Here is a 13,409-nt window from a genome sequence, read left to right on the forward strand (position 1 = left end):
GCGCTTTCGGGAGAGACGAGATGTCGGATGATGCGCTGAATTGCGAGCCGCGGCGGGCGGCGCGGGCAGGCGGGCGCGAGGCGCGCCGCGCGCTGAGGGCCGCACCCCTGGCGGAGAACCTGCGCCCGATCCGGGCGGGCCTGGAGGGCGGGCAGTACCGGCCGCTGAGCGATGCCGGGGTGGCCCGCATCCATCAGTCGGCGCTTGAGGCGCTGGAGGTGATCGGGCTGGCCAATGCGCCCGCCTCGGGGGTGGAGATCCTGACCGGCGCCGGGGCGATCCGGGGCGACGACGGGCGCATCCGCTTCCCGCGCGCGCTGGTCGAGGACATGCTGGCCGTGGCCGCGCGCGACATCACGCTTTACGGGCGCGATTCAAGGCACGACCTGCACCTGTCCGGGTCGAAGGTGCATTTCGGCACAGCGGGCGCGGCGGTCCACATCGTCGATCTGGAGACCAACACCTATCGCGATTCGACCGCGCAGGACCTGTATGACGCGGCGCGGATTACGCACAACCTCGACAACGTCCACTTCTTCCAGCGGGCGATGGTGTGCCGCGACGTGCTGGACAATTTCGAGATGGATGCGAACACGCTTTACGCCTGCTGCGCGGGGACGACGAAGCATGTCGGCACTTCGTTCAGCGACCCCGCGCATGTGGAGGGCTGCATGGACCTGATCCACATGATCGCGGGCGGAGAGGACAGGTGGCGCGCGCGCCCATTCATCTCGAACTCCAACTGCTTTGTCGTTCCGCCGATGAAGTTCGCGGAGGAAAGCTGCATCACGATGGAGAAGCTGATCCGCGCGGGAATGCCGATCCTGCTGTTGTCGGCGGGGCAGGCGGGGGCGACCGCGCCCGCGCCCATCGCGCTGGCCATCGTGCAGGCGGTGGCGGAATGCCTGGCGGGCGTGGTCTATGTGAACGCGATGGCGCCGGGCCATCCGGCGATCTTCGGAACCTGGCCCTTCGTCAGCGACCTGCGCACCGGCGCGATGTCGGGGGGCAGCGCCGAGCAAGCGCTGCTGACCGCGGGCTGCGCGCAGATGCACCGGTTCTACAACCTGCCGGGCGGGGCGGCGGCTGGGATCTCGGATTCCAAGCTTCCCGACATGCAGGCCGGCTGGGAACAGGCGATCACCAACACGCTGGCGGGTCTTTCGGGGCTGAACATGGTCTACGAATCCGTGGGCATGCACGCCTCGCTCCTGGGGTTCTGCCTCGAGTCGCTGGTGCTGGGCGACGACATCCTGGGGCAGGTCCTGCGCTGCGTGCGCGGCATCGACGTGAACGAGGACTCGACCTCGATCGAGGCGATGAAGGAGGTCTGCCTGGGCGGGCCGGGGCATTACCTCGGGTCGGGCCAGACGCTGAGCCTGATGCAGACGGAGTATGTCTATCCCGCGATCGGCAACCGGATGAGCCCGAAGGAATGGGTGGAGGCGAAACGGCCGATGCTTCTCGACCAGGCGATCCGGCGCAAGAACGAGATACTGGCCTCGGCCGGGTGCCAGATCGCCCCGGACCTGGATCGGGCGATCCGAGCCAAGTTCAACATCTACTTCAACGACTAGATACCGGCGGCGCCGGCCGGCCCGCGCGTGGGGCGCGGGCGGCGGCAGGGCCGCGGAGGAGAAAACACGAAATGCACTACGCCTATATCGGCCTTGGCAACCTTGGCGCGAACTGCGCCGCCTGCCTGCAACGCGCCGGGTTCGAACTGACGGTCTTCGACCTGAACCGGGAAGCGGCCGAACCCCTGGTTGCGGCCGGCGCGCACTGGGCCGACAGCGCGGCCGACGCCGCGGCGCGCGCGGATCACGTCATCACCTGCCTGCCCTCGCCTGCGGTGACGCGCAGGGTACTTGACCAGATCCTGCCGGCGATGAAACCGGGCGCGACCTGGATCGAGATGTCGACGCTTGGCCGCGACGACGTGCTGGCCTTTGCCAAGGTGGCCGAGGCGGGTGGCGTGCGGATGCTGGAACTGCCGGTGACCGGAGGCGTCCACCTGGCCGCGCGGGGCGAGATCACGATGCTGCCCGGCGGGGACAGGGACCTGGTCGAACTGCACTGGAAGGCGTTCGAGGCGATGGGCAACCGCATCTTCCACATGGGGCCGCTGGGGTCGTCCTCGATCATCAAGGTCATCACCAACATGCTGGCCTTCATCCACCTGAAGGCCTGCTCCGAGGCGCTGATGCTGGCGAAACGTGGCGGGCTGGATCTTGGCCAGGCCTGGCACGCGATCCAGGCGTCGTCGGGCAACTCCTTCGTGCATGAAACCGAAGGCGCGCTGATCCTGAACGGGTCCTACGACATCGCCTTCGACATTGACCTCGCGCTGAAGGACCTGGGCTTTGCGCTGGCTTTCGGCAAGGAATTCGGCGTGCCGCTTGACCTTGCGAGCATGACGAACCAGACCTACGTCGCGGCGAGGGCGGCCTACGGCGGCAAGGCGCAGTCGCCCATGATCGCCAAGTTGCTCGAGGATCTGCTGGGCACCGACCTGCGCGCGCCGGGGTTCCCCGCACGGCTGGAGTGATCCCGAAGCGACACGTTCGGTCGCGGATCGGACTGCAATCCCGCCCGGCCGGGTGCATGAGGGCGCTGGCCAGACCTTGGGGAGTTTGAGGTGGACGGGTTCGACTACATCATCGTTGGCGCGGGGTCCGCGGGGTCGGTCCTTGCCGAACGGCTGTCGGCAAACGGGCGCCACAGGGTGCTGGTGCTGGAAGCGGGCGGGTCGGACCGGCGCTTCTTCGTCAGCCTGCCGCTCGGCTACGGCAAGCTGTTCTTCAATCCGGATGTCAACTGGATGTACCGGACCGAACCCGATCCGGGGCTCGCGGGCAACCGGGATTTCTGGCCGCGCGGCAAGATCCTGGGCGGGTCGAGTTCGATCAACGCGATGGTCTGGATCCGCGGCCACCGCAGCGACTATGACGACTGGGAGGCCGCGGCGGGTGCCGGCTGGGGCTGGGACGCGGCGCGCGCGGCCTATCGGGCGATCGAGGACAACGAGGCAGGCGGGGATGACCTGCGCGGCACGGGCGGGCCGCTCTTCATCTCGGCCAACCGGCGCGACCTGCATCCGCTGGTGGAAACCTATCTCCGGTCGGCCCAAGCGGCCGGCTTGCCGAGAACGGAGGATTTCAATGGAGCAGAACAGGAAGGTGTCGGCGTCTACCAGATGACCATCAAGGGTGCGCGGCGCAATTCGACGGCCCGCGCGTTCCTGCGGCCCGCGATGAAGCGGCCGAACCTTGCCGTGCTGACCCATGCCCATGTCACGCGCGTGCTGTTCGAGGGGCGGCGTGCGGTCGGGGTGGAGTATTACCGGGCGGGCAAACTGCACAAGGCCCGCGCCGGACGCGAGGTGATCCTGTCCGGCGGTGCGATCAATTCGCCCCAGCTTCTGATGTTGTCGGGCATCGGACCGGCGGGGCATCTGAAGGACCACGGCATCGACGTGCTGGCGGGCAACGACGCTGTCGGCCGGAACCTGAACGACCACCAGGGCATCAACTACACCTGGCGGATGAAGGTGCCGACCTACAACGACATCCTGCGCCCCTGGTGGGGCAAGATGCTGGTGGGGATGAAGTATTTCCTGACCGGATCGGGTCCGCTGGCAAAGTCGATCAACCACGCGGGCGGGTTCTTCCGCACCGCGCCGGACCTGCCGCGGCCCAACATGCAGCTCTATTTCCAGGCCTTCTCGACCCTGATCCCGCGTGAGGGCGAGCGGCCGCTGCTGACGCCCGATCCCTTCTCCGGCCTGTCGATCGGGCTGTCCAACTGCCGCCCGACCAGCCGGGGGGAGATATCCCTGCAGTCGGGCGACCCGTTCGCGGCGCCGCGGATCGTGGCGAACGCATTCTCCACCAATCACGATGTCGAGGAGATGCTGCTGGCGGTGAAGTTCCTGCGCCGCATCGCCTCCGAGGATCCGATCCGCTCTCTCATCGCGGAGGAATTGCGACCCGGGCCGCGGGTGCAGTCCGACGACGACCTGATCGCCGATTTCAGGGCGCGGTCGGGCACGGTCTTTCACCCGTCCTGCACGGTGCGCATGGGGCAGGACGCGGCGACCTCCGCGCTTGATCCCGATCTAAGGGTGCGCGGCGTGGACGGGTTGCGCGTCTGCGACGCTTCGGCCTTTCCAACGCTGATCGGCGGCAATACCAATGCGCCGTCGATCCTGATGGGATGGCTGGGGGCAGAGCGCATCCTGAAGGACGCACGCTGAAGGGGGCGCGGATGGCATATCTTCTGGGCGTCGATACCGGCGGAACCTATACCGACGCGGTCATCCTGGACGAAGCCGAGGACCGCGTCATCGCGTCGGCCAAGTCGCTGACGACCCGGCCCGATCTGTCCCTGGGCGTTGGGCGGGCGATTGACGCCGCGGTGGCGCAGGCCGGCATTGCCGCGTCCGAGGTCGGTCTGGTGTCGCTGTCCACCACGCTTGCCACCAACGCCCTTGTCGAAGGGCAGGGCGGCCGTGTCGCGCTGATCTTCATCGGGTTTGAGGCGGCGGAACTTGCGCGCGCGGGGCTTGAGGAGGCGATGAGGGGCGATCCGGTAGTGCGCATCGCGGGCGGCCACAACCACGCGGGCGCCGAGGCCGCGCCGCTGGACATGGTTGCGGTAGAATCGGCCGCCCTTCGCCTCGGGCCCGAGGTCACGGGCTTTGCCGTCGCCTCGGCCTTCGCCACCCGCAACCCCGCGCACGAGGTTGCGGCGCGCGACGCGATCCGGCGGCTTGCCCATCGCCCCGTCACCTGCTCTCACGAGCTTTCTGCCGGGCTGAACGGCCCGCGCCGTGCGTTGACGGCGGTTCTCAACGCGCGCCTCATCGGGATGATCGACGGGCTGATCACGGCCTGCGAGGCGCACATGGCCCTGCTGGGCATCGCCGCGCCCCTGATGGTGGTGCGCGGCGACGGGGCGCTGGTGTCGGCGGGCCTTGCGCGCGAACGGCCGATCGAGACGATCCTGTCCGGGCCGGCCGCCTCGATCGCCGGGGCAAGCTGGCTGACGGGTGAGAACGAGGCGCTGGTGTCCGACATCGGCGGCACGACCACCGACGTCTGCCTGTTGCGCGACGGCAAGCCGCAGATCGACCCGCTCGGCGCGCGCGTCGGGCCCTATCGCACCATGGTCGAGGCGGTGGCGATGCGCACCACCGGCCTTGGCGGGGACAGCGAGGTTCACCTGCTCGAAGGGCTGGAAGCCGGTTTGCGGCTTGGCCCGCGCCGGCTGATGCCGATCGCCCTTGCGGCGCGCGACTGGCCCGATCTGGTCCACGGCGCGCTGGATGCCTGGCTTGGGATGGAGGCGGTGGGCGAGCATGACGGCCGCTTCGCCATCCCGATGTGGCGGGGTGCCGCGCCTGCGGGCCTTGGCCCGCGCGAGGCGGCGGTGGCCGAGCGTCTGCAGGCGGGGCCGATGCGGATCGCCGACGCGGTCAGGACGCGGCTGGAACTGCCGGCGTTGACAAAGCTCGTCTCGCGCGGGGCGGTGATGCTCTCGGGGGTGACGCCGTCGGACGCGGCCCATGTCCTTGGCCGTCTCGACAGTTGGGACGCCGAGGCGGCGCGCAAGGCGCTGACGCTGTTCGCGCGCCGGCGCAACGGCCGCGGCGACCGCATCGCGCCGTCAGCGGAGATGCTGGCGGAACGGATCGTCGACCAGTTGACGCAGCAGACCGTCGACTGCCTTCTGGAGGCCGCCTTCGGCGAGGACGCGCAATCCTGGCCGGGCGAGGCGCCCGAGGGACTGGCCCGCCATCCGCTGACGCGCGCGGCCTTCTCCGGCCATCGCGGTGTCGTTCGCCTGAACGCGAGCCTGGGGGTGCCGGTGATCGGGCTGGGCGCTTCGGCACCGTCCTACTACGGCGCGGTGGGCGCGCGCCTTGGCGCCCGGATGATCCTGCCGGAGCATGCGGGCGTTGCCAATGCCATCGGCGCGGTCGTGGGCCAGATCGCGATGCACGCCGAGGGGATCGTGACCAGCCCGGGGCCGGGCATCTTTTCCGCCCACCTGCCCGCGGGTCCGGCTCGGTTTGCCGCACAGGCCGATGCGCTGGCCGCGCTCGAAACCGCGCTGACCGAGGAGGCGATGGCGAAGGCGCGTGCCTCGGGGGTCGAGGAACTGCGCCTGATCGTCGATCGCGACGTGCGGGAAATCGAGGTCGAGGGCCAGCCGATGTTCATCGAGGCGCGGCTGCGCGTCACCGCCCAGGGGCGCCCGCGCATCGCCATCGGCTGACCGCACCAGAAACGCGCGTCTCTGCCGGATAGCCTCAGGGTTGTAGGGCGTTCCGGGTCCGGAAAAGCGTCGCATGTGGCAGCGTCTTGCAAATGACATGATCTCGGTCCGCTGAGGGCCGGCGCGGAAACCATCGCTCCTTCGAAAATGTTGGTTTCTTCAGGCCAGCCGCCAGGCGCGATCGGAGAATTGCCCAGATTGGGCCATGATTTCCCCATACATACGCCTGAATCGTTTCCGCATATCCGTGACATGTCATCAACCAAGGGTTGAGTTTGGGGAAGTTTCATGTCGGGACGTCTTCGCGGAGCCATTGACCTTGATCCGTGCCGTGCCCGTGTCTTGGCCGGTGTCGTGCGCTTTGCCCGCCGCGACCGTGGTTCCATAATCGTCCTGAGCCTGTTTCTGTTTCTCGGCATTCTCATGGTCGCCGGTCTGGCCGTCGACATGGCCCATTTCGAGGAACGCCGCACCCGCATGCAGGCAACGCTCGACAGCGCGGTTCTGGCAGCGGCCGACATCAACCAGGCGCTGGAGCCCACGGACGTCGTCGCCGACTATTTCGAGCGCGCCGGTCTTGACGATTCTCCTGTGGATGTCAGCGTCAATGAAGGCCTGAACTTCCGCAGCGTGCAGGCGACGACACGGGTGACGGTGCCGACGATGTTCGTGCGCCTGGTGGATGTCGATCAGTTCTCCTCCCCCGCCGGCAGCACCGCCGAGGAAAACATCGGCAATGTCGAGATTTCCCTCGTGCTCGACGTCTCCGGCTCCATGGGAGACACAGGCGCGGGCAGCAGCGACACGAAGATCCAGTTGCTGCGCGTCGCGGCGGGCGAGTTCGTCGACACCATGTTCGATTCGATCCAGGCCCCCGGTCTTCCGGCGGGCAAGCTGTCGATGTCGCTTGTGCCCTACAATCAACAGGTGGCGCTCGGCTCCGACCTTGGCGGCGATTTCAACTTTACCATCGAGCACAACAGGTCGCACTGCGCGGACTTCACGGCGGCGGATTTCGGTTCCGCGGGTATCAGTCCGACGCAGCTTCTCAAGCGCGCGGCGCACGGGGATTTCCGCTACAGCTATTCGCCGCCGTACTTCATCGAATGCCAGCAGCAGGCCGACCATGACGTCCTGGCGCTTGGCAACAGCCGCAGCACCCTGAAGACCCGCATCAACCAGCTTCAGGATGGTGGCGATACCGCGATCGACGTCGGCATGAAATGGGGCGTGGCCCTTCTTGACCCGGCGCTGCGGCCGCTTGTCGATACGCGCATCAGCGAGGGCAAGACGGACGCCGCCCTGGCCGGCCGGCCGTTCGACTACGGGCTGGACGATGCGCTGAAGGTGGTGGTTGTCATGACCGACGGTCAGAATACCAACACCTACGCCATCCGCGATCAGTACAAGTCCGGCCCGTCGAGCCTCGTGAAGGGAAAAGACAACAAGTACTACTACTATTACCCGCCGCGCTCGGGCACGTCCGACTTCTATGACACCAGTGCCAATCGTTGGCGCTCGCTCTCCTTCATCGGTGGCAGCTACACGGTCCTCGACTATGCGGACGTCTGGTCGCTGATGAGCGTGCCGTACTTCAGCACCAACTATGTCAAGGAAGCGACGGGCAGCTCCAGTTTCGCAAGCAATGCCATCACCAGGACCAGCTACGGCGTCAAGGACGATCAGCTTCTGGCGGTCTGCAATGCCGCGAAGCAGCAGGGGGTCGTCGTCTTCGCGATCGGTTTCGAGGCGCCCAACGAAGGCCGCGCGGTCCTGCAGGACTGCGCGACGGCCGATGCCTATTACTACGACGCGGAAGGCACCACGATCTCGGACGCCTTCGCCGGCATCGCCAGCGCCATCAACGCGCTGAGGTTGACGCAATGATCGCCGCCCTCCGGCGCCTTCTTGGACGTGACAGCGGCGCGGTGACGGTCGAGTTCGTCCTCTGGTTTCCGCTGTTCTTCGGCGTCTTCCTGTCGTCGGTCGAGTCGGGCATCCTGATGCTGCGCTACGTCATGCTCGAACGCGGGCTGGATGTGACCGTGCGCGACCTGCGGATCGGGACGCTGATGTTTCCCGACCACGACGATCTGAAACGCGAAATCTGCCGGAACTCCCTGATCCTGCCGGACTGCATCGACAGCCTGTCGGTCGAGTTGCAGCGGGTTTCCACGACGACCTGGCAGATGCCGCCTGCTCCGGTCGCCTGCATCGACCGGTCGGAGGAAGTGCAGCCGGTCACGACGGTCACGCAGGGGGGGGCGAACGATCTCATGTTGATCCGGGTATGTTCGAAGTTCGAGCCCATCCTGCCGACCTCGGTCCTCGGCCTGAGCCTGCGGAACGACGGCGCGGGCAACTACGCGCTCGTGGCGGCCTCCACCTTTGTCAACGAGCCGTGATGAGGTGTCCATGATGCTTCAGCGGATGCGATCCTTCGTACGGTCCGAGCGCGGCGTGATCTCCGTCGAGGCGATCATGATCCTGCCGATCCTCATCTGGGCATTCATCGGCAGTTTCACGATCTTCGAGGCGTTCCGTCAGCGGAGCATTTCCCTCAAGGCCACCTATGCGATCGCCGATATGCTGTCGCGGCAGGTCGACGCGGTGGGGCCGGACGATATCGACGGGCTGAACGAGGTTTTCGCCTATCTCACCTTCGCGCGCGACCCGGCGTGGATTCGCGTCACATCGGTCTATTGGGACAGTGTCCAGAACAAGTTCCGTCGCCAGTGGTCCGACTCGACCGGCGAGTACGTCGCGCTCACCGACGACACGCTCCAGCCCATGGCGCAGTACATCCCCGCGATGGCCACCGGCGACACGGTCCTGCTGGTGGAAAGCTATCTTCCGTTCAAGCCGGTCTTCGACATGGGGCTGGAGTCCCTGACGCGCGCGCAGTCCGGTTGGACACGGCACGTCATCGTGACCCGCCCCCGGTTCGCAAGCCAGGTCATCTTCGACCCGTCAAGCTGACGCCTCAGGCCGTGACAGTGCCCCGCGCTGTCGCGAGCGTTCGTGCGAACCGGCCTTCGGCGTGGGTCATCCGGTGGTCAAGCAGGCGGCGCGTCAGGTCCAGAAGCAGCGGCCCGGCCCCCGGTTCGCCCGCGCGGTCGATGGCGGCCGGCCCGTCGCGGCGGTCGAACAGCAGCGGCGGCAGACCACCGTTGAAGTGGACCAGCGTATGGGTCCGCGTCCGCAGGATCGACAGGTTGCAGCGATCCGCAGGAAGACCAAGCGAGCGTTGCCAGGGTGTCGGCTCCAGCGGGTTGCCGAAGTCGAGTTCGGAGACGGTGTGATCGCGCCAGTCCTGGGCGGGCCCGCCCGAGATGAGCGGCCGCAGGCTGCGCCCGTCCATCGTCGGGGGGATGTCCTGCCCGATCCAATCGAGGATCGTGGGGGTGATGTCGATCGACTCGGTCGGAAGGTCTGTCGACGTTCCCAGCGCCGAGGCGTCGCGCGGATCGCGCACGATCAGGGGGACATGCCAGGCAGGGTCGTGAAAGCTCATCTTACCCCAGGCGTGGTGATCGCCCAGCATCTCGCCATGGTCGGCAGTGACGACGATCAGCGTGTGTTCGTACTGGCCGCTCTCCTTCAGCCAGCCGATCAGGCGGCCCAGGTGATGGTCCACCTCGGCGGCCAGCCCGAGATAGAGCGCCCTGAGGGTGCGCACCACGTCGTCGTCGGGCTGAAGGTCGGGGAAGCCCACGACCATGCCGGCAGCGGTGTTGGCGGCAAGCGTCGGCGCGATGTAAGGGTGCGATGCCGCCGTCTCCTCGCGACCGGCAGGGCGCACGGGAAGCGGCAGGGTGGCCGGGTCGACCAGGCGGTTCCACGGCTCGGGCGCGACCAGCGGCGGGTGGGGGCGCAGGTAGGTGACATGGGCGAACCAGCCGGGGCGAAGGGCCCGCAGGTGGGAAATCGCCCGGTCGGTCAGGAACGCCGTATCGCTGTCCTCGGCCCGGTAGAGCGGCGGATCGGTCAAATCCGGGCCGGCGTGGCGGAAGATGTCGGGATAGTCCGGCACATCGTATCCCCGGTTCAGAAGATGCGCGCGCCAGGGAATGCCTTCCTCAAGCCGCATCTCCAACACCTCGTCAAAGCCGGGGATGACGCGTTCGTAGGACCGCAGCGCCGGGTCGTTCGGGTGATGCACGCGCGGGTCGAGCGCGATGTCGGTGTAGCCGAACAGCAGCGGTTGGTAACCGGCCTTGCGCGCCTCGGTCGCGAGATTGGGCTTGTCGTGCGGCAGCGGCGTGCCGTTGCGGACCGAGCGGTGGTTCATCGCGTACTGCCCGGTCAGAAGCGAGGCGCGCGCCGGCCCGCAAGGATTGGCGACGGAATAATGGTTGCGGAACGCCACGCCGTCCGCCGCAAGCGCCTGGATGTTGGGCATGACGGCATGGCTGGCCAGCGCCCCCCAAAGGCAATCGGCCCGCAACTGGTCGATCACCACGAACAGGATGTTTTCCGCCGGGGCCATGTCGGATCCTCTCGCGTTCAAATCTGTGGTCTTATGTGTGAAAATATGTGTATGAGGTTTCGCAGGGGGAATCCATGCCGAAAAGCAAGCCCGCGAAGGCCAGCCACCGCGAACACGAATTGCTCGAGGTGCTGCGGCGCTATGGCGGGTCCGCCCGCAACGCCGAGATTGCCCGTTCGCTCGAGGTGTCGGAAGAGACGGTGCGGCGCCTCGCCAAGCAACTGGAACGCGAGGGGCGGGTGGAGCGGATGCACGGCGGCACGCTGCTTGTGGGGGCGGAGCCGGGGTTCTACCAGCGCATCGCCCAGAACGCCGAAGGCAAGGCGCGCATCGCCGCCCTGATCGCCGAGGAAATCCAGGACGGCATGTGCCTTTTCCTCGACGTGGGCTCCACCACCAGCTTCGTCGCCGAGGCGCTGCGGTCGCGGCGCCGGCTGCTGGTGGTGACGAACTCGATCAGGACGGCCGATCTGCTGGCCAACCACAACGACAATCGCGTGTTCCTGACCGGCGGAGAACTGGGCGGGGAGGAGCGCGGGACTTACGGCCCGATGGCCGAACAGGCGATCCGCGGCTATGCCTTCGACGTGGCGATCCTGTCGGCCAACGGGCTGACCGAACGGACCGGCTTCACCGTCTTCAACCCGGCCGAGGCAAGCGTCGCCCGGACCGCCGCTGCCCGCGCGCGCCGCTGCATCGTCGGCGTCGATCATGAGAAGTTCGGCCGGCAGACCCCGGTTGCGACCGTTTCGGCCGAGGACGTCGATCTGATGGTCACCGACCGTCCCCCGCCCGAGGCAATCGCCCGCGCCCTTGCCCTGGCCGAAGTCGTCACCCTGATTGCGAAGAAGAAGGACTGAACCATGACCGCTGCCGCAACCCTTGCCGACGCCATCGCCATAGCAGAGGCGGCGCGGCCGGTCGCACTTGCCCATTTCCGCACGCGTCTGGGGGTCGAGTTCAAGGCCGATGAAAGCCCCGTGACCGCGGCCGACCGGGGGGTGGAGGAGGAGGTGCGCCGGATCATCACCGCCCGATTCCCCGATCATGGCATCTTCGGCGAGGAGCACGGGGTCGAGCGGGCGGACGGGGATGACCTCTGGATCGTCGATCCGATCGACGGCACCCGCAGCTTCATCACCGGCCACCCGCTTTTCGGCTTTCTTCTCGCCTGGTTGCATCGGGGGGCGGCCCGGCTGGCGGTGGTGTCGATCCCGGCCACAGGCGAGATCTTCGCGGCGGAGGCCGGTGGCGGCGCCTTCCTGAATGGCGCCCGCATCCGCACCTCGGGTCGGACCGATGCGACGGGTGCGGCGATCTATGTCAACGAGGGGGAGAAGATCTGGCGGGCGCGGCCGGATGTCTTTGACCGGCTGATGAACTTCGGCACCACGCGCCGGCTGTCCTACGATTGCTATCCCTACGGGCTGCTGGCGATGGGGCATGTGGATGTGATCGTGGACTATGACCTGCAGCCCTACGACTATCACCCCGTCGCCCTTCTGGTCGCCGAGGCGGGGGGCGTCATGACCGATTGGGACGGCAATCCCATGGGGATGGGTCACAACGTCCCGGTCGTCGCCGCCGCTTCGGCAGAGCTTCACGCAAAGGCCCTGGCCTCGATCCGGGGCTAACCGGACGCGGCAACGGACGAACCCGCGGGGATCTCCGGCTGGCGCTGGGCTTCCTCGACCAGCCAGTCGCGGATGGCGCGGATGCGGTCCGACTTCAGCGCCCCGGTCGGGCAGACGAGCCAGTAGGAAAACTGGGAGACGACCATCTGCGGAAACGGGCGCACCAGCGTCCCCTCGCAGAGCGCGTCGATGACCAGCGGCTCGCGCCCGAGCGCCACGCCAAGGCCCCGCACGGCCGCCTGCACCACCATGTTCGACTGGCCGAAGCGGCGGGTCCGTGCGGGTTTGGGCAGCACCACGCCCGCTTCCTTCGCCCAATAGTCCCAGGTCGGCGGTGACCCTCCGATATCGGCGATGTCATCGACAAGCAGCGTGTGACGGGCCAGGTCCGCGACGTCGCGCAGGGGCGGGCCCTTCTCCAGCAGCGACGGCGCGCAGACAGGGAAGATCCGCTCGGCCAGAAGCGGTTCGACGTGAAGACCCGCATAGCCGCCCAGCCCGTAGCGGATGGCAAGGTCCGCCTCGTCATCGGTAAAGTTGGTCAGCGTCGCCGAGGTGATGATCGACACCGGGAATTCCGGGTGAAGCTGGTCGAAGTTGATCAGCCGCGGGAACAGCCAGTTGTAGGCAAAGCCTGGCAGGCAGGAAAGGCCTATGGTCAGGTTCTGCGCGGTGTCGTCGCGCAGGTCGTGGCAAAGGGACGCGACCTGGCCGAAGCCCTGGGCGACCGCGGCGGCAAGCCGGATGCCTTCGTCGGTCGGGGACGCGCGCCCGCCGCCACGGTTGATCAGACGCCGCCCCAGCCATTCCTCGAGCGACTTGACATGCTGGCTGACGGCGCTTTGCGTGACGCCAAGCTCCTCGGCCGCCCGTCCGAAGCCGCGCAGTCGCACGACGGATTCGAAGGTCCTGAGCGCGGTGTAAGGCAGGTTCGCAATCATATTAGTTTTTCTAATGCGTATTGCGATATGCCGCAATCCCCTCTGCCATGCGCCAGACCTGATCGG

At 67.3% G+C, this 13,409-nt stretch carries 11 protein-coding genes; 9 read left to right on the top strand and 2 right to left on the bottom strand.

Features of this window, described 5'->3' with window-relative positions:
* Window positions 1-20: 20 nt before the first annotated feature.
* The 7 genes from N5I32_RS18510 (at window position 21) to N5I32_RS18540 (ending at window position 9,258) form a co-directional block, all read left to right on the top strand.
* Entirely contained in the window at window positions 21-1,577 is a 1,557-nt protein-coding gene (locus N5I32_RS18510) for a trimethylamine methyltransferase family protein (protein ID WP_261497426.1), read from the top strand.
* Window positions 1,578-1,648: 71 nt separating this feature from the next.
* Entirely contained in the window at window positions 1,649-2,548 is a 900-nt protein-coding gene (locus N5I32_RS18515) for an NAD(P)-dependent oxidoreductase (protein ID WP_261497427.1), read from the top strand.
* Window positions 2,549-2,638: 90 nt separating this feature from the next.
* Window positions 2,639-4,255 carry a GMC family oxidoreductase gene (locus N5I32_RS21370; RefSeq protein WP_261497428.1) on the top strand — a complete coding sequence of 539 codons (1,617 nt, stop codon included), beginning with the start codon at window positions 2,639-2,641 and terminating at the stop codon, window positions 4,253-4,255.
* A gap of 11 nt (window positions 4,256-4,266) precedes the next feature.
* Window positions 4,267-6,279 (top strand): hydantoinase/oxoprolinase family protein, encoded by a 2,013-nt coding sequence (locus tag N5I32_RS18525; RefSeq protein WP_261497429.1) that lies wholly within the window; start codon window positions 4,267-4,269, stop codon window positions 6,277-6,279.
* Window positions 6,280-6,621: 342 nt separating this feature from the next.
* Entirely contained in the window at window positions 6,622-8,166 is a 1,545-nt protein-coding gene (locus tag N5I32_RS18530) for a TadE/TadG family type IV pilus assembly protein (RefSeq protein ID WP_261497430.1), read from the top strand.
* The gene (locus tag N5I32_RS18535; RefSeq protein WP_261497431.1) at window positions 8,163-8,684 is read left to right on the top strand and encodes a TadE/TadG family type IV pilus assembly protein; all 522 of its coding nucleotides are present in this window, start codon (window positions 8,163-8,165) and stop codon (window positions 8,682-8,684) included. The genes N5I32_RS18530 and N5I32_RS18535 overlap by 4 nt, the downstream gene beginning before the upstream one ends.
* 10 nt (window positions 8,685-8,694) lie before the next feature.
* Complete coding sequence (locus N5I32_RS18540) at window positions 8,695-9,258, top strand: TadE/TadG family type IV pilus assembly protein (RefSeq protein ID WP_261497432.1); 564 nt, start codon at window positions 8,695-8,697, stop codon at window positions 9,256-9,258.
* 4 nt (window positions 9,259-9,262) lie between these two features.
* Here the strand turns inward: N5I32_RS18540 and N5I32_RS18545 are convergent, their stop codons facing one another.
* Complete coding sequence (locus N5I32_RS18545; protein WP_261497433.1) at window positions 9,263-10,768, bottom strand: sulfatase-like hydrolase/transferase; 1,506 nt, start codon at window positions 10,766-10,768, stop codon at window positions 9,263-9,265.
* A 74-nt stretch (window positions 10,769-10,842) separates the two neighbouring features.
* Between N5I32_RS18545 and N5I32_RS18550 the strand changes: the two genes are divergently transcribed.
* Together N5I32_RS18550 and N5I32_RS18555 are read left to right on the top strand one after the other, a co-directional pair.
* Window positions 10,843-11,628, top strand: coding sequence for a DeoR/GlpR family DNA-binding transcription regulator (locus tag N5I32_RS18550; RefSeq protein WP_261497434.1), 786 nt, complete (start codon window positions 10,843-10,845; stop codon window positions 11,626-11,628).
* A gap of 3 nt (window positions 11,629-11,631) precedes the next feature.
* Window positions 11,632-12,402, top strand: a complete 771-nt coding sequence (locus N5I32_RS18555) for an inositol monophosphatase family protein (protein WP_261497435.1) — start codon at window positions 11,632-11,634, stop codon at window positions 12,400-12,402.
* Here the strand turns inward: N5I32_RS18555 and N5I32_RS18560 are convergent.
* Window positions 12,399-13,343, bottom strand: a complete 945-nt coding sequence (locus N5I32_RS18560; RefSeq protein ID WP_261497436.1) for a LysR substrate-binding domain-containing protein — start codon at window positions 13,341-13,343, stop codon at window positions 12,399-12,401. The two genes, N5I32_RS18555 and N5I32_RS18560, sit on opposite strands and share 4 nt — an antisense overlap.
* Window positions 13,344-13,409 lie beyond the last annotated feature (66 nt).

It is taken from the genome of Albidovulum sediminis, from assembly GCF_025380365.1.
In the GTDB taxonomy this organism is placed as follows: Bacteria; Pseudomonadota; Alphaproteobacteria; order Rhodobacterales; family Rhodobacteraceae; genus Albidovulum; species Albidovulum sediminis.